General features: G+C 52.9%; 15 protein-coding genes, 5 pseudogenes and 1 other annotated feature. Of the genes and pseudogenes, 8 read left to right on the forward strand and 12 right to left on the reverse strand.

The window, feature by feature from the left end:
• Positions 1–26 precede the first annotated feature (26 nt).
• A complete protein-coding gene (locus KQP84_RS16910) occupies positions 27–941 on the forward strand; it encodes an SPFH domain-containing protein (protein WP_215847401.1) in 915 nt (304 codons plus the stop codon).
• On the forward strand, positions 941–1399 hold the full coding sequence (locus KQP84_RS16915) for an NfeD family protein (protein WP_215847402.1): 459 nt from the start codon (positions 941–943) through the stop codon (positions 1397–1399). Before KQP84_RS16910 ends, KQP84_RS16915 begins: the two co-directional genes overlap by 1 nt.
• Here KQP84_RS16915 and cueR read toward each other — a convergent pair.
• Complete coding sequence (gene cueR, locus KQP84_RS16920; protein WP_215847403.1) at positions 1375–1791, reverse strand: Cu(I)-responsive transcriptional regulator; 417 nt, start codon at positions 1789–1791, stop codon at positions 1375–1377. The two genes, KQP84_RS16915 and cueR, sit on opposite strands and share 25 nt — an antisense overlap.
• Before the next feature lie 96 nt (positions 1792–1887).
• On the opposite strand from cueR, the gene copA reads away from it, so the two are divergent.
• From copA to ybaK, 3 genes and pseudogenes are all read left to right on the forward strand, one after another.
• A complete protein-coding gene (gene copA / locus KQP84_RS16925) occupies positions 1888–4401 on the forward strand; it encodes a copper-exporting P-type ATPase CopA (protein WP_215847404.1) in 2514 nt (837 codons plus the stop codon).
• Positions 4402–4470: 69 nt separating this feature from the next.
• On the forward strand, positions 4471–5274 hold the full coding sequence (locus KQP84_RS16930) for a TraB/GumN family protein (protein WP_215847405.1): 804 nt from the start codon (positions 4471–4473) through the stop codon (positions 5272–5274).
• Positions 5275–5470: 196 nt separating this feature from the next.
• Positions 5471–5947: pseudogene (ybaK, locus tag KQP84_RS16935) on the forward strand (Cys-tRNA(Pro)/Cys-tRNA(Cys) deacylase YbaK).
• On the opposite strand, the pseudogene KQP84_RS16940 reads toward ybaK, so the two are convergent.
• A pseudogene (locus KQP84_RS16940) lies at positions 5944–6801 on the reverse strand (LysR family transcriptional regulator); the annotation flags it as partial. The pseudogenes ybaK and KQP84_RS16940 overlap by 4 nt on opposite strands.
• A 100-nt stretch (positions 6802–6901) precedes the next feature.
• Here KQP84_RS16940 and KQP84_RS16945 point away from each other — a divergent pair.
• Positions 6902–7333, forward strand: a complete 432-nt coding sequence (locus KQP84_RS16945) for a multidrug/biocide efflux PACE transporter (protein WP_215848324.1) — start codon at positions 6902–6904, stop codon at positions 7331–7333.
• 45 nt (positions 7334–7378) lie between these two features.
• Here the strand turns inward: KQP84_RS16945 and ushA are convergent, their stop codons facing one another.
• On the reverse strand, positions 7379–9088 hold the full coding sequence (gene ushA / locus KQP84_RS16950; RefSeq protein WP_215848325.1) for a bifunctional UDP-sugar hydrolase/5'-nucleotidase UshA: 1710 nt from the start codon (positions 9086–9088) through the stop codon (positions 7379–7381).
• A gap of 480 nt (positions 9089–9568) precedes the next feature.
• On the opposite strand from ushA, the gene ybaL reads away from it, so the two are divergent.
• Positions 9569–11278, forward strand: coding sequence for a YbaL family putative K(+) efflux transporter (gene ybaL / locus KQP84_RS16955; protein WP_215847406.1), 1710 nt, complete (start codon positions 9569–9571; stop codon positions 11276–11278).
• Positions 11279–11336: 58 nt separating this feature from the next.
• Here ybaL and KQP84_RS16960 read toward each other — a convergent pair whose 3' ends face one another.
• The 4 genes from KQP84_RS16960 to KQP84_RS16975 form a co-directional block, all read right to left on the reverse strand.
• Positions 11337–12638, reverse strand: a complete 1302-nt coding sequence (locus KQP84_RS16960; RefSeq protein ID WP_215847407.1) for an inosine/guanosine kinase — start codon at positions 12636–12638, stop codon at positions 11337–11339.
• 57 nt (positions 12639–12695) lie between these two features.
• Positions 12696–13655: a ferrochelatase gene (gene hemH / locus KQP84_RS16965; RefSeq protein ID WP_215847408.1), complete on the reverse strand. Its 960-nt coding sequence runs from the start codon at positions 13653–13655 to the stop codon at positions 12696–12698.
• Between the two features lie 114 nt (positions 13656–13769).
• Entirely contained in the window at positions 13770–14414 is a 645-nt protein-coding gene (adk, locus tag KQP84_RS16970; RefSeq protein ID WP_215847409.1) for an adenylate kinase, read from the reverse strand.
• A 210-nt stretch (positions 14415–14624) separates the two neighbouring features.
• The gene (locus KQP84_RS16975; protein WP_309140157.1) at positions 14625–15341 is read right to left on the reverse strand and encodes a DUF6024 family protein; all 717 of its coding nucleotides are present in this window, start codon (positions 15339–15341) and stop codon (positions 14625–14627) included.
• A gap of 257 nt (positions 15342–15598) precedes the next feature.
• Between KQP84_RS16975 and KQP84_RS16980 the strand changes: the two genes are divergently transcribed.
• Positions 15599–16468, forward strand: coding sequence for a LysR substrate-binding domain-containing protein (locus tag KQP84_RS16980; protein ID WP_215847410.1), 870 nt, complete (start codon positions 15599–15601; stop codon positions 16466–16468).
• A gap of 35 nt (positions 16469–16503) precedes the next feature.
• On the opposite strand, the pseudogene htpG reads toward KQP84_RS16980, so the two are convergent.
• From htpG to dnaX, 5 genes and pseudogenes are all read right to left on the reverse strand, one after another.
• Positions 16504–17918, reverse strand: a pseudogene (gene htpG, locus KQP84_RS16985) (molecular chaperone HtpG).
• Between the two features lie 50 nt (positions 17919–17968).
• Positions 17969–18376, reverse strand: a pseudogene (locus KQP84_RS26250) (ATP-binding protein); the annotation flags it as partial.
• Positions 18377–18473: 97 nt separating this feature from the next.
• Positions 18474–19079, reverse strand: coding sequence for a recombination mediator RecR (gene recR / locus KQP84_RS16990; RefSeq protein WP_215847411.1), 606 nt, complete (start codon positions 19077–19079; stop codon positions 18474–18476).
• Positions 19079–19408, reverse strand: a complete 330-nt coding sequence (locus KQP84_RS16995) for a YbaB/EbfC family nucleoid-associated protein (protein ID WP_215848326.1) — start codon at positions 19406–19408, stop codon at positions 19079–19081. Before KQP84_RS16995 ends, recR begins: the two co-directional genes overlap by 1 nt.
• Positions 19409–19463: 55 nt before the next feature.
• Positions 19464–21499, reverse strand: a pseudogene (gene dnaX, locus KQP84_RS17000) (DNA polymerase III subunit gamma/tau).
• Positions 20061–20121 (reverse strand) — a sequence feature (DnaX frameshifting element). It overlaps the preceding pseudogene by 61 nt.
• Positions 21500–21507: the final 8 nt, after the last annotated feature.

The raw sequence follows: 21507 nt of genomic DNA on the forward strand, positions 1-21507 counted from the left end.
CGTCAATCTGACAATCTGGAGGTTATATGTTGACTGTTATTCCGGTACTCATTGTACTGGCACTGGTGGCTGTGTGGGCCTGTGTCAAAATTGTACCGCAAGGTTTTCAATGGACGGTGGAACGCTTTGGTCGTTACACCCGAACATTGCAACCAGGTTTAAGTCTGGTGGTGCCGTTTATGGATCGTGTGGGTCGCAAGATCAACATGATGGAACGGGTGCTGGATATCCCATCGCAAGAGATCATTTCTAAAGACAACGCTAATGTCACCATCGACGCCGTCTGTTTCATTCAGGCCGTTGATCCGGCTCGCGCCGCCTATGAAGTCAGTAACCTTGAGTTGGCGATCATTAATCTCACCATGACAAACATGCGTACTGTGCTTGGCAGCATGGAACTGGACGAAATGTTATCGCAGCGCGACAGCATCAATACGCGTTTACTGCACATCGTTGATGAAGCAACTAATCCGTGGGGCGTGAAAATTACCCGCATCGAAATTCGCGATGTGCGTCCGCCGCAAGAGTTGATTGGTGCCATGAATGCTCAGATGAAAGCAGAGCGAACCAAACGCGCCGACATCCTGACCGCTGAAGGTGTACGTCAGGCGGCTATTCTGCGCGCCGAGGGCGAAAAGCAGTCGCAAATACTCAAGGCCGAAGGCGAAAGAACCTCCGCATTTTTGCAGGCCGAAGCGCGTGAACGTCAGGCGGAAGCCGAAGCGCGTGCCACCAAAATGGTCTCCGAAGCGATTGCGGCGGGTGATATCCAGGCCATTAATTACTTCGTTGCTCAGAAATATACCGATGCATTGCAAAAAATTGGCGAGGCCAATAACAGCAAAGTGGTGATGATGCCGTTGGACGCCAGCAGCTTGCTGGGATCCGTCGCGGGTATCAGCGAGTTGCTTAAAGATTCACGTCCCGAGTCGAAACGCTGATGCTGGTCGATATTATTGCGCATCCCCACTGGTTCTGGCTGACCTTAGGTGGCCTGCTTTTAGCGGCTGAGATGCTCGGCACCAGCGGCTATTTACTGTGGAGCGGCCTGGCAGCAGTAATGGTGGGAATTATTGAGTGGTTTATTCCCTTTAGCTGGACGACCCAAGGCTCAATGTTTGCTGTGTTAACGCTGGTTTGCGTCTTCTTTTGGTATCGTTGGATCCGTTACCGTGAAGGCCAGCAGCAGCCAAACTCCCTTAATCAGCGCGGTAGCCAGATGATTGGCATGCACCTGACGCTTGATACGTCACTGATAAACGGCTTGGGTCACGTACGCATCGGCGACAGCAGTTGGCGCGTACAGGCCGAACAAGATTTAGTGGCGGGAACCCAGGTTGAAGTGATTGCCGTTGAAGGCATCACGTTGCGCATTCAGCCACGCTTTCCTACCGTTTGAGTACAGCAGCCTGTTAGGTTATTGATGATGGGGCATTCAGCGCTGTCATCGCCCGGACAGGCTTCAGCCAGCGCTAATAATCGGGCGCGCATGGCGTGTAATTCTTCGATGTGCGCCGCAATTTCATCTGCTTTTTGTAGCGTTCTCGCTTTCACATCTGCGCTGTGGCGAGCGGGATCGTTAAACAGCATCACCAGTTCGCGGCACTCATCAAGGGTGAAGCCAACCTGTCGCGCCTGGCGCAATAAGTTAAGTTCTTCAATATGATGCGGATTATAGCTGCGGTAACCATTTTCACTGCGCAGCGGCGGCGTGACGACGCCCTTCTCTTCATAAAACCGAATCGCTTTGCTGGTCAGCCCGGTTTTGTTTGCAACATCGCTGATGTTCATTTTCTCTCCTTGACCTTCCCCTTGATGGAAGGTTTACGCTTTATAACTAATCGAAAGTGACCGCCCGGTCAAATGTCATGAAACGAGGAGTTAAGCATGTCACAGACTATTTCTTTGGCGCTGGATGGATTGACCTGCGGCCATTGCGTTAAACGCGTAAAAGAGGCGCTGGAACAGCGCAGCGATGTTAAACAAGCTGACGTCACGCAGCAGGAGGCGCAAATTGTCAGCGATGCTGATGCGGCCGAACTGATTGCGACAGTTGAAGCAGCAGGATATCAAGCCACATTAAAAGCAGACGACAGCTACCCAAAGGCTGAACCGTTGACAGCAACAGAGCCGACGCCGAAGGCGCTGACAACGGAGTCCTTTTCTCAACCGGCAGAAAAAGCGCTACCCGCGCATTTTTTACTGATTGACGGCATGAGCTGTGCCAGCTGCGTTAGTCGGGTTGAAAAAGCGCTGCAACAGGTCAAGGGCGTGAGTCAGGCGCGCGTCAATTTAGGCGAGCGTAGCGCACTGGTGTTGGGCAACGTTGAGCCACAGCAGTTAGTGGCGGCCGTTGATGCCGCAGGCTACGGCGCGCAAGTCATTGAAGATGAGCAGGAACGCCGCGAGAAACAGCAAAACAGTGCCCGCAAAGCCATGCGACGTTTTAGCTGGCAAGCAGCTTTAGCGCTGCTGTTTGGCGTGCCGCTGATGATCTGGGGCATGGCTGGCGACATGATGCTGAGTGCCAGCAATCACTCAACCTGGCGGGTGTTGGGTATTATTACGCTGTTAGTCATGGTCATCAGCGGTAATCACTTTTATCGCAGCGCCTGGCGCAGCTTGCTTAATGGTGCTGCCACCATGGATACCTTGGTGGCACTTGGTACGGCTGCGGCATGGATCTACTCCTTCAGCGTGGTGTTGTGGCCAGACTTCTTTCCTCTGCAGGCGCGCCACCTCTATTTCGAAGCCAGCGTAATGATTATCGGCCTGATCAATCTCGGGCATGCACTGGAACAGCGTGCGCGTCAGCGTTCATCCAAAGCGCTGGAGCGCCTCCTCGATCTCACTCCCGCACAAGCTCGCGTAATGACTGAAGAAGGTGAATCGCTGCTGCCGGTTAGCGCAGTGCAATCGGGTATGACGTTGCGATTAGTAACCGGCGATCGCGTACCCGTGGATGGCGAGATTCAGGACGGCGAAGCCTGGTTAGATGAAGCGATGCTAACGGGTGAAGCCGTGCCGCAGGGTAAATCCACAGGGGATAAGATTTACGCGGGCACGCTGGTTCAGGATGGTGCGGTGCGCTTCATCGCCAGCGCCACCGGTAATCACACGACGCTGTCGCGCATTATTCATTTAGTGCGTCAGGCGCAAAGCAGTAAACCTGACGTTGGCCGCTTAGCCGACCGCATTTCAGCCGTGTTTGTTCCTGTGGTGGTGGCGATAGCGGTGATCAGCGGTTTGATTTGGTATTTTTTCGGACCACAGCCGCAAATCGCTTACACGCTGGTTATCGCCACCACCGTGTTAATCATCGCCTGCCCTTGTGCGCTGGGTTTAGCCACGCCGATGTCGATCATCGCGGGTGTCGGTCGCGCTGCTGAGCTAGGCGTGCTGGTGCGCGATGCCGATGCACTACAACGTGCCAGCAAAGTAGACACCCTGGTGTTCGACAAAACCGGCACGCTCACAGCAGGCCGACCGCAGGTGACTGACGTTATCGCCTGGGGTGATGCCGATCGTCATACCATTTTGCAGGCTGCCGCCGCACTTGAGCAATCAGCCAGTCATCCGCTGGCAAAAGCCATCGTGGCTGAAGCGGGTGAAGCTAAACGACCTGACGTTGAGCAATTTCGTACAATACGTGGCAAAGGCATCAGCGGCATACTCAACGGCAAGACGTTACTGTTGGGTAATGTGGCGCTGATGCGCGATCACCATATCGAGTGTCATTCAGCCCAAGCTGATATTGATCGGCTTACTCAGCAAGGCGCGACGCCAGTGTTGCTGGCGCAGGACGGTAAATTAGCGGGTTTGATTGCCTTGCGCGACACCTTACGTGACAGTAGCCGTGATGCTCTCCAACGGCTGCATCAGTCGGGATATCGTCTGATTATGTTAACCGGCGATCATGAAAAAACGGCACGCGCTATCGCCGCGGAAGCCGGTATTGATGAAGTGATCGCTGGCGTGCTGCCGGAAGGCAAAGCGGATGCGATAGCGCATCTGCAGCAGCAAGGCCGCGTGGTTGCCATGATTGGCGATGGCATCAATGATGCACCTGCGCTGGCGCAGGCGGATGTCGGCATTGCAATGGGTGGCGGCAGTGATGTGGCGGTAGAAACGGCGGCGATTACCTTAATGCGCGCCGATCTCAACAGCGTTGCGGATGCTTTAGCGCTCTCTTCAGCAACATTGCGTAATATTCGACAGAACTTATTTGGTGCCTTTATTTATAACAGTATCGGCATTCCTGTCGCCGCTGGCGTGCTTTATCCGCTAACCGGCATGCTGTTGAGTCCGATTGTGGCAGGCGCAGCGATGGCGCTCTCATCAATAACCGTAGTCAGTAATGCTAATCGCCTGCTACGTTATCGTCCGCCACGTCAGCAATAGCCGTTACGGCGCTGTTTTTCGACCGCTGAAATCGCTAGCATGGTGTTTTCAGCGAATTAAGGACAGGGAATGACAGGTAGCGTTTGGCACACTTTGCGCGGATTAATCAGTCGACTGTTTCCTACACACTATCGCTGGCCGGCAATGGACGTTCGGCTTGGCGATCGCAAATTGCATCTGGTCGGCAGCATTCATATGGGCACACGTGATATGCAGCCGTTGCCCAGCCGTTTACTGCGCCAGTTGCAGCAAGCCGATGCGTTGATCGTTGAAGCGGACATTACACAAGGCGGTTCGCCTTTTGATAACAGCGGTGAACGTGCACCTTTAGCCGAACGTATTGACGCTGAAGCGATGGCAAAACTGGTGGCGCTGTGTAATGAACTCAACCTTGCCATCAGCATGTTTACTACACTGCCTGCGTGGCAAATCGCGCTAATGCTTCAGGCGCAACAAGCACAACGACTCGGTCTGCGCCCCGATTACGGCATCGATTATCAGCTGTTACAGGCGGCGAAAAACTGGCAAAAGCCGATCATTGAACTGGAAGGCGCGGATACGCAAATTGCGCTGTTGAAAGCGTTGCCCGATGACGGTATGGCGCTGCTGCAAGATACGCTGATCCACTGGCACACCAATGCGCGCTTGCTTCAGATGATGGTGAGCTGGTGGCTGGATACACCGCCGCGTCAGCCAGAGATTGCGTTACCGAGCACGTTTAGTCAGGCGCTGAACGATACGCTGATCAGTCAACGTAATGTGCACTGGCGTGATGCATTACAGGCATTGCCTGCGGGGAAATATGTGGTTGCGGTAGGTGCGCTGCATCTTTACGGCGAGGATAATTTGCCCGGTCTGCTTAGAGCGCCTTAAAAAAGCACCATAAAAAAGAGAGCCGATAGTTTTATCGGCCCGTCAAAGAGGAATTTGTTTATGATTTTGGTTATCACTCAGCAATCAAGTTGCTGGCGCGGGCCAATTCTCACCTAAAGAACAAATTTTCGCCACCTTTATTCACCTCTTTTTATAATAAGATTTTTCTGATCAGCTGATTAAAACAGGTACTACTATGACGCCCGCAGTAAATCTTCTGGAAAAACAAAAAGTCAGCTTTACGCTGCACCCTTATGAACACGATAGTCAGGAAACCAATTTTGGTGATGAGGCGGTGCGTAAACTGAATTTGGATGCACGTCAGGTCTACAAAACGTTGCTTGTTGCCTTAAATGGTGACGCAAAACAGCTGGCCGTGGCGGTCACACCGGTTTCCAGCCAGCTCGATTTAAAAAAGTCGCTAAAGCTTTGAAGGCAAAAAAGCGGATATGGCCGATCCACACATCGCACAACGCGTTACCGGCTACCTGCTGGGCGGTATCAGTCCGTTAGGGCAAAAAAGCGTTTACCGACGGTGATCGATCACTCCGCTGCGACATTTACCACCCTGTTTATCTCTGGCGGCAAGCGGGGTTTAGATATCGAATTAGCGCCTCAGGATCTTGCACGCCTGCTGGATGCACCGTTCGCCGATATTGCGCGCCGCGACTAAACGCGCGGCTGGGCGCAGAGTTGATCGATCATCCATCGTCCGGCGGGACCCGGCGGATTACGGCGCGACCAAATGACTTCGATAGCAATATGCTGCGGCCAGCCCGCTAACGGTAGCTCTTGCAAAACGCCGTGACCAAACTGGCTCACTAACCAGCGCGGTAGAATGCTCCAGCCAAAACCCTGCTCAGCCATTTCTAATAGTAAAAGATAGTTAGGTGCAGACCAAACGCGCCCCAGCGGGGATGTTTCCCGCTGATCAACCCATGTATTCAGACGTAAATGACGCACTTCCTCAAGCTGGTTTTCGCGGATGATCGCTTGCTGCGCCAAGGGATAATCGCGATGCAAGTAAATCGCCATCTGCGCTTCTACCTGCAAACGCGCCATCGCAATATCATCAGGCAGTCGTGGCTGAGCGCGAACCACACCCAAATGCACACGGCCTGTTTGCAGCAGATCGAGCACATCTTCGTCTTCCGCCATCATGCATTCCAGTTCAATGTCGGGGTAGCGCGCATCAAACTGCTTAAGAAGATGTTCGTGGTGATCGGTTTGCCAAAAATCAGAAACGGCAAAACTCAGGCGCGGTTCTACCCCTTCTGAGAGCTGAACCGCCAGCGTACTTAGCCGCTCATTGGCCGCCAAAATTTGCTGCACCTGTGGCAATGCCCGCCGGCCTTGTTGGGTCAGCTGCGGCTGCCTGCCGCTACGATCGAACAGGATAAAGCCCAGGTCATCTTCCAGATTCGCCACTGCGGTGCTAATGGTGGATTGGCTTTTACCCAACGCTCGTGCAGCGGCAGAAAATGAACCGCTGGTGACAGTTTGTACAAAAGCTTCAAGGGATTCGGGGAATACCGCATTTCATCCATCGCTTTTATCGATAGCTATTCATTTTATCTTAGCATTTTTCCGTGAGAAACTGCGCCGCATCACCCAAAGGAGTTTTATGATGCGTACTCGCTCAATGAAAGAACGTTTTTTACATGCCGCAGGTTTTGAAACGTTAGCGATCCTCACGGTTTCGCCGCTTGCCGCCTGGGCCATGGATAAACCGCTGTTTCAAATGGGCTCGCTGGCCATCATGCTGTCGACTGTCGCCATGTTGTGGAACATGATCTATAACAGCGGATTTGACCGTTTCTATCCGCCTGGCCAGAAACGTAGCTTTGGCGTGCGTGCTTTACACGCGCTGGGCTTTGAAGGGGGATTTATAGTGATCGGTTTACCGATTGCCGCATGGATGCTGAACATCACGCTGTGGCAGGCGTTGTTGGTAGAAATTGCTTTCTTCCTGTTTTTCTTGCCCTACACCATCGGCTACAACTGGGTGTGGGACAAACTACGTCAACGCTGGATTGCACGTAAGTCTTGCGAAATCTGATAAAAAAGGAGGCGCTAGCGCCTCCTCATTTTTACCTTTCACGCTTTACTGGACGTTAGCGGTTTCCCGACCCCAAGGCCAAATCCACGCCAAAAACATTTGTGGATAGTTGCGCTTACGGGATTTTTCTGCCGCTTCATCACGCGCCTTTATTTCCGCTTCCGTCAGATGAATAATCTCACCCTTGGTGGCGTAATCGCTGGCTTTAAGCGGCGAATGCGTCTTAAACCAATCACGTAGAACCTCTGCATCAACATCGCCGCTATTCACATAACCCGCGTGATTATCGAGTCGTGGATAACCATCTCCGCCCGCTGCGTTAAAGCTGTTGGTCGCCATGCGATAGCTTTGCTTGTCGTCAATCGGTTGCCCTTTGATGCGAACCTCGCTCACCGACTTTCCGTCTGCTACCAGGCTCACATTGCTGAACTGAGCGTAACCACCAGAGTTGGGTTTAATATTGGCCACTACCGCCAGATACTTTTTGATTTCCGCACCGGTCAGCGTGACTGAAACCACCTGATTACCGAACGGTTGCACCTGCAATAAATCACGCCAGCTAATCTTGCCGGGCTTCAGTGAAGTGCGTATGCCTCCGCCACTCATCACGCCAAAGTCAGCTTTGGCATGTGCCATCTGCGCACGCAATATGAGCTGCCCAAGGTTGGTCTGCTCAGCGCGCACTTTGTCGTTTTCACCCTCAAATACGCCCTCAGTACTGCCAACATTTACTATCAGCTTCGCATCTGCACGCTTCTGATAGGGCGTTAACAACTTCATCATCGCGGTATTTTTTGGGATCTCTTCTTGCCAGGTCAGCCAGGATTCGCTGCCATCCATATTATTGATTTTATGCTTGAGATTTACCGGCACCAGCTGGTACGACGCCAGCGTGATTTCACCATTGCGGTAAGTGAAGTCACCGCGACCCACATATTTTCCCCACTTATCAGCCTGCATGATCCAGACACCGTTTTGTTGATCGGGCTGACAAGGCTGACCTGGCTGATAATTTTTGACGCTGACATTCTCTTTTTCCATGCAAACCGCATCATGAGAATGGCCGCCGACAATCAGATCGAGGGTTCCTTTTGGCAGGCTACGCGCTAACGTTACATCGCCCGGTGCATTGCTGCCGTGTTTACCGTCTTCGTCATAACCCAGGTGCGTCAACGCGACAATCACGTCAGGCTTTTCAGTGGCGCGTAATTCAGCCACGGCTTTCTCTGTTTCGCTGATGGGATCGCGGAACTCGATATCCTTCAACGCAGCCGGATTCGCCAACTGCGCGGTTTGCGGGGTAATCAAACCGAGCACAGCAATTTTCAGCCCCATACGGTTAAATACAGCCCAAGGCTTGAACAGGCGCTGTCCGCTGCTTTTTTGATAGACATTTGCGGCTAAAAACGGGAATTTTGCCCATTTTTCCTGCTTACGTAGGATATCCAGCGGTTTATCGAACTCGTGATTGCCTAACGCCATGGCATCATAGCCAATCAGATTCATGCCACGAATATCGGGTTCGGCATCTAGCTCATCCGATTCAGGCACGCCGGTGTTGACGTCACCCGCAGACAGGATCAGCGCACCGCCGCCTTTGGCCTGCACGTCATAGCGCAGTGTATCCATCAAGGTCTTTTGCGCCGCCAGGCCATATTCGCCCTGCTCGTTGAACCAGAAATGTCCGTGCTCATCGTTGGTATGAAGGAGGCTAAAACGGTAGGTACGATCAGGCACAGCGGCCTGAGAAAGCATGGGTGTCAGCGCCAGTAACAGCGCTATTCCTTTTCCTGACCATCGTGGTATTAACAAAGCCAATCTCCTTATCTCGCATCTGGCCCGTTTATCTACGGGCTCGCTCGCTAAATCGACCTCCTGTGTCGCACATTCCTCTCCTTAACTCAAGGCCAAACACACTTAGGGTTAATTAAGCGGAGGTTCTTAAGACGCTGATTTACCTTCCTGGAATGTCAGCGCTGGCGATAACACCTTTTCTCTGGCGTATCCGTCGTGTCATACGACTTTTAGAGGGATAATTATTTTTCCTTACGTCCCTTGATTAACCGCTATTGCGGCCAATATTAAAGATAATGATTAAAAATAGAGGTTCGATTGCGTTTTCTTCGTATTTAATGAGTTTTTTCCCTTAATCCCACAAATTATTCAGCGTACCACTGCTATTTGCATTAAACTCATTTGTTACAAGCGGATACAATTGCACACAAGGAGACAGGCATGCATCACACCACACCGTTGATCACCACCATTGTCGGGGCACTGGTTCTGGCTTTTCTCCTTGGTATGCTGGCTAATCGCTTACGAATATCTCCGTTAGTCGGTTATTTAATGGCTGGCGTGCTGGCAGGCCCTTTTACGCCCGGTTTTGTCGCAGATACCAACCTCGCTCCTGAACTGGCGGAATTAGGCGTCATTTTGCTGATGTTTGGGGTGGGCCTGCATTTCTCTTTAAAAGATTTGATGTCGGTAAAACACATCGCTATTCCCGGTGCTATTGCGCAAATTGCCGTAGCAACCTTGCTGGGAATGGGTTTGTCGTGGTCGATGGGCTGGTCATTAATGACGGGCTTAGTGTTTGGGCTCTGTCTTTCAACCGCCAGTACCGTGGTGTTACTGCGCGCCTTAGAAGAACGCCAGCTGATTGATAGTCAACGCGGGCAAATCGCCATTGGCTGGTTAATCGTCGAAGATTTAGTGATGGTGCTGGCGCTGGTTCTGCTGCCTGCGATTGCCGGAATGTTTGAAGAAGGCAACGCCAGCGCGAGCTTACTTGCCTGGGATCTGCTGTTGACCATAGGTAAAGTCGCTGCCTTTATGGTGTTGATGATGGTGGTAGGACGTCGCGCGGTGCCGTGGATCCTTGCCAAAAGTGCCGCAACCGGTTCGCGCGAGCTTTTCACACTCGCGGTGCTGGCGCTGGCGCTGGGCATTGCGTTTGGTGCTGTAGAATTTTTTGATGTCTCCTTTGCCCTGGGCGCGTTTTTCGCGGGCATGGTGCTGAACGAGTCTGAATTGAGCCACCGTGCCGCACATGACACGCTGCCGCTGCGCGACGCGTTCGCGGTGCTGTTCTTTGTTTCGGTAGGGATGTTGTTTGACCCGATGATTTTAGTGACACAGCCGTTAGCGGTGCTGGGTGCGCTGGTGATTGTCGTGGTGGGTAAATCGGTCGCGGCCTGGTTGCTGGTCACGCTGCTGGGGCATTCACGTCGAACAGCGTTAACCATTTCCGTGAGCCTGGCGCAGATTGGTGAGTTTGCCTTTATTCTCGCAGGGCTCGGTATTTCCCTGAATATCCTGACCGAAGAAGGGCGTAATTTGGTGCTCGCCGCCGCCATTCTGTCCATTATGCTGAATCCTATTCTCTTTACCTTGCTAGAACGTTATCTGGCAAAAACTGAAACCATGGAAGAGCAAACGCTGGAAGAGGCGATTGAAGAAGAGAAGCAAATTCCGGTCGATATCTGTAATCATGCGGTGATTGTGGGATATGGCCGCGTGGGAAGCCTGATTGGTGAGAAGTTGCTGGAGGCGAATGTGCCGCTGGTGGTGGTAGAAAATTCACGTCCTCGCGTTGAAGCGCTGCGTGAACGCGGCATCAGAGCGGTGCTGGGCAACGCCGCGCGCGCCGAAACTATGGAGCTGGCACGTTTAGATTGCGCCCGTTGGCTGCTGCTGACGATTCCCAATGGCTATGAAGCGGGCGAAGTGGTGGCAGCTGCCCGTGAAAGACATCAAAGCATTGAGATTATCGCGCGGGCACATTATGACGACGAAGTGGAGTACATCATGGAACGGGGCGCAACGCGCGTGGTGATGGGCGAGCGTGAGATTGCCAATAGCATGTTGCTGATGCTCGAACAGGAGATGGCGCAAGATCATCAGGATTTAGCCTGCGAAACTGTACGGGCCACGACCAACAGCTAATCCCCTCTTTATGGCGAGAAGGTCATTAACAGGACCTTCTCGCACCGACCCGCTTAAATCATCGATCCCAGTAGGACTCTTCCAGGCTATCTTCACGCTCTGGTAAGCCGCGCGTCAGGCGCGGTGAATGCTGGTTCAACACCTGATAACTGACGCGGTTAGCATATTTACACACTTGCGCCAGCGAAGAGTAAGTCAGATAAGGTCGGGCGTGTTTGCTGGAATTCGCCACTTTAAGACGGTGATAGTTGTTCGCCGTAATGTCATGTAGCAGAGCCGCCAAAGCACCATCACCCGCACCGTTGGTATTCATGATTTTCTCTGGACCGCCCATATAAGGTGCGATATGAGAGAAAATACGCAGCGGTTGCTGGCAATCCTGCAAACGCATTACGCGGCTGAATTCGTACTGGTTAAACTCTGCAATCGCACCGGGCAGCAACGGATGATTGGTTTTGCGCTTGAATTCGTCTTCGGTATAACCCGCCATGTATAAACCCGTCGGGCCTGCAGTACACAGCACCAGGTCTACCCATTCCAACGCCATATCAGATGCCAGCAGCGGATCCGCTTCGCCGGTTAACGCATAGGCTTCTTCTTCATTCATTGCCACGATAGAGACGTGATCGCGCAGGAAATCGCGCCAGAATTGCGGATTATCGCCAATGACGTGTTTAGTCCCTAACGTTAGCACCACCGGCACGTTATGCTTTTTTGCGTACTCAATTGCTTGTAGCGTGGCATGCGGCATCGGCTCGCCCTCTTTGCAACGCACCAGATAGGATGTCAACACCAGCGCCGAGGCACCCGCAATCACCGCTTCCGGGATGTTGGCTGGCTGCAACTGGTTCATCTGGCCGGGACTGATAGCAAAGGTGCGTTCGCCCTGCTCGCCAACTAAAGTGAAGCAGCGTCCAATCGCGCCATCAACACCCTGCAGATAGTTGAGATCCATGCGGCTGGAAGTATTGCAAAGATAGCGATAAGCGTAACCGCCAATTTGAATGTTATTACACATCACGCCCAGCAGTACCGAGCGATCATCAGCCAACACGGAAAAATTGTGCAGGGTGTTGCCAATGGTACCGCCCGCAAACTGATGGCTGATCAGCTCTTCACGCATTAACTCGGTGTAGAGCGCTTCAGCAACGGCATCGTCAATCACTAAAGAATGGCCTGCGCTTAAACCGTAGCGAGCTAAAAAGTCATCATCCACTTTGGCTTCGATATCAACCAATGTCTGATCGATACCCACCACCCAGCTGCCTTCTTCAACGTCGTGTTGAGTGGGTTGCAATAAAGGATCGCGAGCGCTAACAGGGAAATAGTGTTTGGATTTTCGTTTGCCGGGAAATTTCATGAAGGCTGCCGTAGGGGAAAACAGGCAGAGAATGATATCACACTCTCTGCCTGTGAATTAACGGCGTGCGTTGACCAGCTGCACCATCATGTCGATGTGAGCTTCATCATCGTTTAAAGCTGGGATGTACTCAAACTTCTCACCGCCTGCGTGCATGAAGAACTCGCAGTTTTGCTCGCTGATCTCTTCCAGCGTTTCCAGGCAATCTGCCGAGAAGCCAGGACTCATCACTTGAACGTGCTTGATACCTTTGGCCGGCAGGCCTTGCATCGTCTCATCGGTATAAGGCGTCAACCAAGGCTCACGACCAAAACGCGACTGGAAAGTCAGTTTAAACTGGTCGTCGCGCAGGCCCAGCGCTTTAGTCAGGGCTGCGGTCGTATCCGCGCAGCGCTGCGGATAGTCATCGCCTTCATCTGCAAAACGTTGTGGAATGCCGTGATAAGACATCACCAGCAGATCGGGCTGACCATGCTTGGCAAAAGAGCGTTCAACCGAGGCTTTTAACGCAGCAATGTAAGCGGGATGTTCAGCATAATCGCGAATGAACTCGACATCAGGCAATGAGCGGTAATCTTTAAATACCGCGGTTAAGCCGTCCCACACTGCAGCTACGGTAGAGCAGGAAAATTGCGGGTAAAGCGGCAGCACGATCAATCGCGTTACGCCCTGCGCCATTAAACTGTCGACGGCACTTTTCAGGCTGGGATTGCCGTAACTCATGCCCAATGCAACCGGCATATCGAGCTTTGCCGCAAGCGCATCACGTTGGCGCTGGCTGAAAACCATCAACGGCGAACCGCCTTCCATCCAGACCGATGCATACAGTTTTGAGACTTTTGGCGATCGGAATGGCAAAACAACGCCATTGAGGATCGGCCACCAAAGCCAGCGCGGCGTATCGACAACGCGCGGATCGCTCAAAAATTGTTTTAGATAACGTTTAACTGCAGGTGTGGTTGGGGCGTCTGGTGTACCTAAATTTACCAGTAACACGCCGGGCTTATCTTGCCTCATTGCTATTCCTTGACGAATACGGGGGTGCGTGAAAACGAGGGAAATTGTAGCGGAATTAGTGGGAGGTAACAGCGATTACTGCAAAAGGGGCCAGCATAACCAGCCCCAACGCACTTAGCCGAGGATGTTCGCCAGCTCTGCGCTTACTTCAGGCACTTTACGGGTGCCATCAATTTTGTGATAAGCGGTGTTGCCCGCCTCAGCTTCTTTGCTGTAGTAAGCAATCAGCGGCGCGGTCATCTGATGGTATTCCACCAGGCGCTTACGCACGGTTTCTTCCTGATCATCTTTACGGGTGGTCAGCTCTTCGCCCGTCACATCATCTTTGCCTTCCACTTTTGGTGGATTAAAGTTGACGTGATAAACGCGGCCAGATGGCGCATGGACGCGACGTCCCACGATGCGTTCAACAATCAGTTCATCCGGTACAGCAAACTCCAGCACGTAATCAACGTTGATGCCGGCATCTTTCATCGCGTCTGCCTGAGGAATGGTGCGTGGGAAACCGTCCAGCAGGAAACCGTTTTTGCAGTCTTCCTGTGTAATACGCTCTTTTACCAGCGCAATCACTAATTCATCGGTAACTAGCTTGCCGGCATCCATAATGGCTTTCGCCTGGTTGCCAAGGTCAGAGCCTGCTTTAACTGCTGCACGCAACATGTCGCCGGTGGAGATTTGCGGGATGCCATATTTCTCCATGATGAATTGGGCCTGAGTCCCCTTACCTGCGCCCGGAGCACCGAGCAGAATAATACGCATTGCGTAAATCCCTTGCGAATCGCATTGATCTATCTGAGAAGGCGAAGAACATACCATTATGATCCGCGCATCACAAGAAAGGCGCGGATCCTGTCAGGTCTACTTTATTGGCTTTCCTCTCGGATACCTAGTAGCGATTCAACGTTGCGCCTTTTTCAGATTTGTTGCTAGCGGCAAACAAGTTTTGCAGCCGCTTGCACACCTGATGCGTCATATTGACGCTTTTTTGCCACCGCCGCGCACATTGGCATTGAACTGCAAGCGCTCCAGTTTTGGCCACAACATCATCTCGTCCGAACTCTTTAACGTCGCCAGCAGCGAAGCGGGCAAATAAAAACTGGCAAACGGCAAGCCAGGCTGATGGCTGGAATTCAATATTACCGGCGAGGAGATCGAGATATTATCCACAACCGCAGCGTTATAAGGCCGCCAGTCATCATCGTCCATTCGCTTGAGGGTATGTTGAATCGCATTTTCCAGCGTTAAACCTTGTTCAAACAGGCGCAATTCGCTGCGTACTAACGTACTGAAATCCTGTGTACGCAGCGCCACCAGCACTAAATCATTCCCTAACTCAGCGTGACGATCAAAACGGGTAACAAACAGCTGAGCCTCATTGATCAGTGACTCATGCAGCATGCTGGCAAAGCTTTCACTGGCATCGGTCACACCCTGCTTTTGGCAATCGCTCAACGTTCGTATTACGCCGCGCGGCGTTTCAATATGCGGAATGAGCGTGATATTGCCTGACATCAGTGGAATAGCGGGCAGTACATTGAGTTCGGTAACAGGATAATGGGAAGCGTAGCGGGTTTGATTACGTGCCTGTTCCTGGCGAAAAAAGAGTTGGGAGAGCAGTATGCGCGCAACATGTAACGACGGAGTAAAGAACAGATCGAACTGCTCTAGTTTATAGAGTCGTGACAATGTGAGGCGCAACCTATCTCGCGCCTTTGAAGAACGCTCAGATGAAGAAGATGAGGAAGCCATCGTACTTTTTCTCGTGTTTTTGCAGTGTGATGGCGAGCGGCTCGTCTTGAGCAAGGCGGAAATAGCCGATAAAGGCACAGACAAACGCATCAGTCAACCCGCCAGAATTTGCCCTAAAGGGTAGGTCAATGCGGCTGGACTTTAAAATGATATAAACTGACAATCCCTGTTAGGTTTTTACACAGGGGATGAGTATGACCGGGCTACCACCGCTGAGGGCGCTGCACTATTTTCATCAGGCCGCTTTGAACAGCAGCTTTAGTCTGGCGGCCGAACACCTGCACGTCACACATAGCGCTATCAGTCATCAGATACGCCAGCTTGAAAACTGGATGGGCAAGCCGTTATTTGTCCGTTCTAATGGACGCGTCAAATTAACCTCACATGGTGAGCGCTTACTCATCAGTTGCCAGAAAGCCTTCAGCGAATTACACAGCACCAGTGAAAGTATTCGTACTGGCATGCGTCATCATCTTAAAGTTTCCTGTTCACCCAGTTTTCTCTCGCAATGGTTGATTCCACGTATTGCGACGTTTTATCAGCGACATCCCGAAATCGACGTTCAGTTTCAGGCGCTGGCTGACGTTGATCAGTTGCGCAGCGAACATACTGACGTGTTGATCCTCAGCTACGAGCAGCCACCGGATGGCGATATTGATGCCACCTTGGTTAGCGAAGACTATATTGGCCCGCTCTGCTCACCCCTGTTTGCCCAACGCTTTCGCAGCGAACAGGATCTGGCAGAATTGCCGCTGCTCCATGCCGATACGCGCTTACATGCCTGGTCAGAGTGGGCAAAAGCCGCAGGCGTGCGCGGGAACTTTCGTCCCGGTAAGCATTTTGAAAATCTGACGTTGGGTATTCAGGCGGCACGCAATGGTCTCGGCGTGATCATGGCGCCGCGTTTGCTGGTTCGAAAGGAGCTTGAAGATGGCACATTGATTGCGCCCGTAGGCTTTGTGCGGGTTGAACGCGCAACCTGGATGATGACCAAGCAAGCGCGGCGAAACGATGCTGAGATAAGCCTGTTTCGACATTGGCTCCGCGACGCTGCGCAGCCATAAAAAAAGCCGGTGATGTGCGTCACCGGCTTGTTAGTTTAGGCCGTCAGCAGCTGATTCATACGACGGATAAACTGGTTCGGATCATCCAGCGTACCGCGCTCAGCCAATAGCGCCTGATCCAGCAGCAGTTCAATCCACTCGCCAAAGTGCGCTTCGTCTTGCGTATCCGCAACGCGTTTGACCAATTGGTGATCCGGGTTGATTTCGAAGATGTATTTCACCTCTGGCACTTCCTGACCCGCAGCCGCGAACAGCTTCGCCATTTGCGTGGTCATTTCATTAGCGTCAGTGGTGACAATCGCTGGCGTGTCGGTTAAGCGATGCGTTAAGCGCACCTCTTTAACGCGCTCGCCCAGCAACGTTTTAATGCGCTCAACGAACGGTTCCAGCGCCTTCTCGGCTTCTTTTGCTCTTCGGTTTCTTCATCGGCCAGCTTGCTTAGCGAATCATCCGCTTTGCTGACAGATTGGAAGGTTTTGCCGTCGAACTCGGTCAGGTAGCTCATCATCCATTCGTCGATGCGATCGGAGAGCAGCAGAACCTCAATGCCTTTTTTGCGGAACAGTTCCAGATGCGGGCTGCTCTTCGCTGCGGCATAGCTGTCGGCAGTGATGTAGTAAATCTTCTCCTGCCCTTCTACCATGCGGCTAACATAGTCTTCCAGCGAAATGGTTTGCTCTGCACCTTCGCTCTGCGTGGTTGCAAAGCGCAGCAATTTAGCGATGGTTTGCTGGTTGGTGTTGTCTTCAGCAGGGCCTTCTTTCAGCACCAGACCAAACTCTTTCCAGAAGGTCTGATATTTGTCGCTGTCATCTTTTGCCAGTTTTTCCAGCATTTGCAGCGCACGCTTAGTCAGCGCACCGCGCAGGCTTTGGGTTACGCGGCTGTCTTGCAGAATTTCACGGGAGACGTTCAGCGGCAGATCGTTGGAATCAATCAGGCCACGAACAAAGCGCAGATAGTTCGGCATGAACTGCTCAGCGTCGTCCATGATGAACACGCGCTGTACGTAGAGTTTCAGGCCATGCTTGGTATCGCGGTTCCACATGTCGAATGGCGCACGTGCCGGGATATAGAGCAGGCTGGTGTATTCCTGCTTGCCTTCAACCCGATTATGGCTCCAAATCGCTGGATCGCTGAAGTCATGTGCGATGTGCTTATAGAACTCGGTGTACTCTTCATCGCTGATGTCAGACTTGTTACGTGTCCACAGCGCCTGAGCTTTGTTGATCTTTTCCCAGCTGGTTGTGTCGTTTTCTTCGTCTTTGGTCTCGATTTCAACCGGCAGCGCGATGTGATCAGAGTATTTACCAATGATGTTGCGCACACGCCAGGCATCAAGGAACTCATCCTCACCTTCACGTAAATGCAGCGTGATCTCGGTGCCGCGATCGTCTTTGGTGATATCCGCGAGGGTATATTCGCCTTCCCCTGCTGATTCCCAGAACACGCCTTCGTCAGCAGCTGCACCGCTGCGCGGGTGCGCACGGACACTTTGTCTGCCACGATAAAGGCGGAATAGAAACCGACACCAAACTGGCCGATGAGCTGGCTGTCTTTGACCTGGTCAGAACCCATGGATTCAAGAAACGCTTTGGTACCTGATTTCGCAATCGTACCGAGGTTATCAATCACCTCGTTCCGACGCATACCAATGCCGTTATCGCTCAGCGTAATGGTGCGGTTGTCCTTATCAACAGAGAGACGCACGCGCAAGTCGCCATCACCTTCGTAGAGGCTGGCATCAGACAGCGCACGAAAACGCAGCTTGTCCGCCGCATCTGAGGCGTTGGAAATCAGTTCGCGCAGGAAAATCTCTTTGTTTGAATAGAGAGAATGGATCATCAGGTGCAGAAGTTGTTTTACTTCCGACTGAAAGCCACGGGTCTCTTGTCCTTTCATGGTCATTGCTACCTCAACAAAACAGGTTGAACAAACGTTGAGGAAGATGTGGGGATAAGTACGAGGATTTCAAGCCGGTGTCTTACATAACACCGGCAAGCGTTTAAAATTTAATCTTGTGGCGACCGGCCAGCGAGTGCGACAGCGTGGTGCCATCAACCATTTCAAGTTCGCCGCCCACCGGAACGCCATGGGCGATACGGCTTGCATCGACACCATATTGCCCGCACAGCTCGGCAATATAGTTAGCAGTGGCTTCGCCTTCAACCGTTGGGTTGGTCGCGAGAATCACTTCATTGAGGGTTTCACTCTCTAAGCGCTGTTCAAGGCGATCCAGGCCAATATCCGCCGGGCCAATGCCGTCAAGCGGCGAAAGATGGCCCATCAGCACAAAGTAGCGACCGGCAAATTGCCCGGTTTGCTCAATGGCGTGGATATCTGCCGGGCTTTCCACCACACAGATTTGCCCATTTTGTTGACGCCGGGGATTGGCGCAAATGGTGCAAATTTCCTGCTCGGTGAACGTGCGGCAATCGGCGCAATGACCGATTTCCGACATGGCCCGTGTAAGCGCCTGCGCCAGCCGCATGCCACCGCTGCGATCGCGCTGCAACAGCTGGAATGCCATGCGCTGTGCCGATTTCGGCCCAACGCCAGGCAGACAGCGCAGCGATTCCATCAAAGACTCAAGCAGTGGACTGGTTTGCATTAGAACGGCATCTTGAAGCCAGGCGGCAATTGCATGCCTGAAGAGACATCCGCCATCTTCTCTTTCTGGGTTTCATCGATGCGGCGTGCTGCATCGTTGAATGCCGCAGCGATCAGATCTTCCAGCATGTCTTTGTCATCTTCCAACAGGCTTGGATCGACTTCAACGCGGCGACAGTTATGCGCACCGTTGATGGTGACTTTTACCAGACCCGCGCCTGATTCACCGGTGACTTCCAGTGCAGCGATCTCTTCCTGAACTTTGGCCATTTTGTCTTGCATCTGCTGGGCCTGTTTCATCAGGTTACCCAATCCGCCTTTACCAAACATAGTTTTCTCTCTCAGCTGTGGCCACAACGCTATCCATTGGACAGCGGCAGCGTGATCAAACGGGTCGGATACTTTCTTCATCCAGATCGGCATCGAAAAAGCGACGCAGCGTCTGAATGTGAGTATCGCTGGTGATCGACTGACGCGCTTGCGCCAGCTTCTCTTCGTAAATGGCCTGACGCCACTCCAGTGGCGTCAACACCGTAGAATTATCGTCTTCAATGACCGACAGTTCAACTGTCTGTCCGGCTGCCTGACTTAACGCTGCGCTTAATGCCTGCTGCGCAGCGGTAGAATTCAAATGGCGCTGGCTGGAACGGAGGTGCAAACAAACACCGTTCTCAGTGGTTTCCTTCCATGCATTCAAGGCTAACTGCTGTACTAGCTTAGGCAACTGCAGGGTGGCGATTTCGGCAGCCCAACTGTCACGCTGCAACGCCTCTTCCGCCAGCCGTGCCGCCAGCTCAGGGGTTTTCTCATGCTCAAGCGCAGAACGCAAGGCTTTTGGCGTAGCGACGGGTTCGGCAATTTCCACCGTCTGGTTCTGCGATTTCCAGCGATAGGCCTCTTTTTTTACCGGAGCGGCAGGAGCGCTATCTCGCATGCGCTGCTGGCTTCGCTCGGTGACTGAAGCCAGCCGCTCCAGCGCGGAGTTGGCCGGCCGCGCTCCAGGCGCCGCCGGCTCACTCTTTTTGGTTTGTTCGCTCCCTGGCGCAACAGTTGCGTGCGCGCCTGCAGGAGCTGACTGGTGGAACTGGATAAAGAGGGATCCGGTGCCGCCGCTGGCGACGTTTCATGGTGCTGCGTCGCAGGTGCAGCATCAGGCGGTGCCATTTGTGGCTGTGCCGCCGTCGGTTGTGGCTGCGACTTTGCAGTTTGCGGCTGCGCGGGCGCACGTTGCGGCTGTAAATTGGCGGCTTGAGGCTGTACCGGCGGGTTTTGTGGCTGTACTTCTGCCGGTTGCGCCACCAAGGCTGGACGTGCTACGGGATCAGCAACCTGCGCTTTAGGGTGAAAAGCCAGCGCACGCAGCAGCGTCATTTCAACGCCCATGCGGCGATCGGGCGCAATCGGTAAGTCTTTGCGTCCCATTAACAAGGTTTGGTAATAAAGCTGCACATCCGCTGGCGGCACGACGCGCGCCAGTTCACGTAAACGCAGCGCATTGCTCTCTTCATCATCATTTAATGATGTCGGCAGCAATTGCACCATGGCAATGCGATGCAGTAAACGCAGCATTTCAACCAGCAGAGCTTCCCACTCCACACCGCGCGACGCCGCCTGGTTCAACAGCGACATCACCTCTTCACCGTTGCCATCAACCACGGCCTCGATCAATCCCAACGGCTGTTCGCCATCAAGCGTGCCCAGCATGGTGCTGACGGTTGCGCTGGTTACCGCGCCTTGCCCCATCGCAATCGCCTGATCAGTTAGGCTCAGCGCATCGCGCATACTGCCATCCGCAGCGCGGGCTAAAAGCTGCAGCGCGCGCGGTTCACTTTCGATCTGTTCTTGCTGCAGAACATGGTCAAGCTGCTGGCGGATTTGATCGACATCCAGCGCCTTGAGATGAAATTGCAGACAGCGAGAAAGAATGGTCACCGGCAGTTTTTGCGGATCGGTAGTTGCCAGCAGAAATTTAACGTGTGACGGCGGCTCTTCCAGCGTTTTTAACAGCGCGTTAAAGCTGTGACGCGAAAGCATGTGGACTTCATCGATCAAATAGACTTTGAAGCGGCCACGCGCCGGTGCGTACTGAACGTTATCGAGCAGATCGCGGGTGTCTTCCACTTTGGTGCGCGAAGCCGCATCGATCTCAATCAGATCAACGAATCGGCCCTGTTCAATCTCGCGACAATTATTGCACTGGCCGCACGGCGTCGCGGTAATACCCGTTTCGCAGTTAAGACCTTTGGCCAACAGACGCGCAATGGTGGTTTTCCCTACCCCGCGCGTGCCGGAGAAGAGATAAGCATGATGGATACGTCCCAGAGACAATCCATTCGCCAGCGCCGTCAGAACATGTTCCTGACCAACAACATCAGCAAAAGCCTGGGGACGCCATTTTCGCGCAAGTACCTGATAGCTCATGTGGATTC

The organism is Candidatus Pantoea bituminis (genome assembly GCF_018842675.1).
Taxonomy (GTDB): domain Bacteria; phylum Pseudomonadota; class Gammaproteobacteria; order Enterobacterales; family Enterobacteriaceae; genus Pantoea; species Pantoea phytostimulans.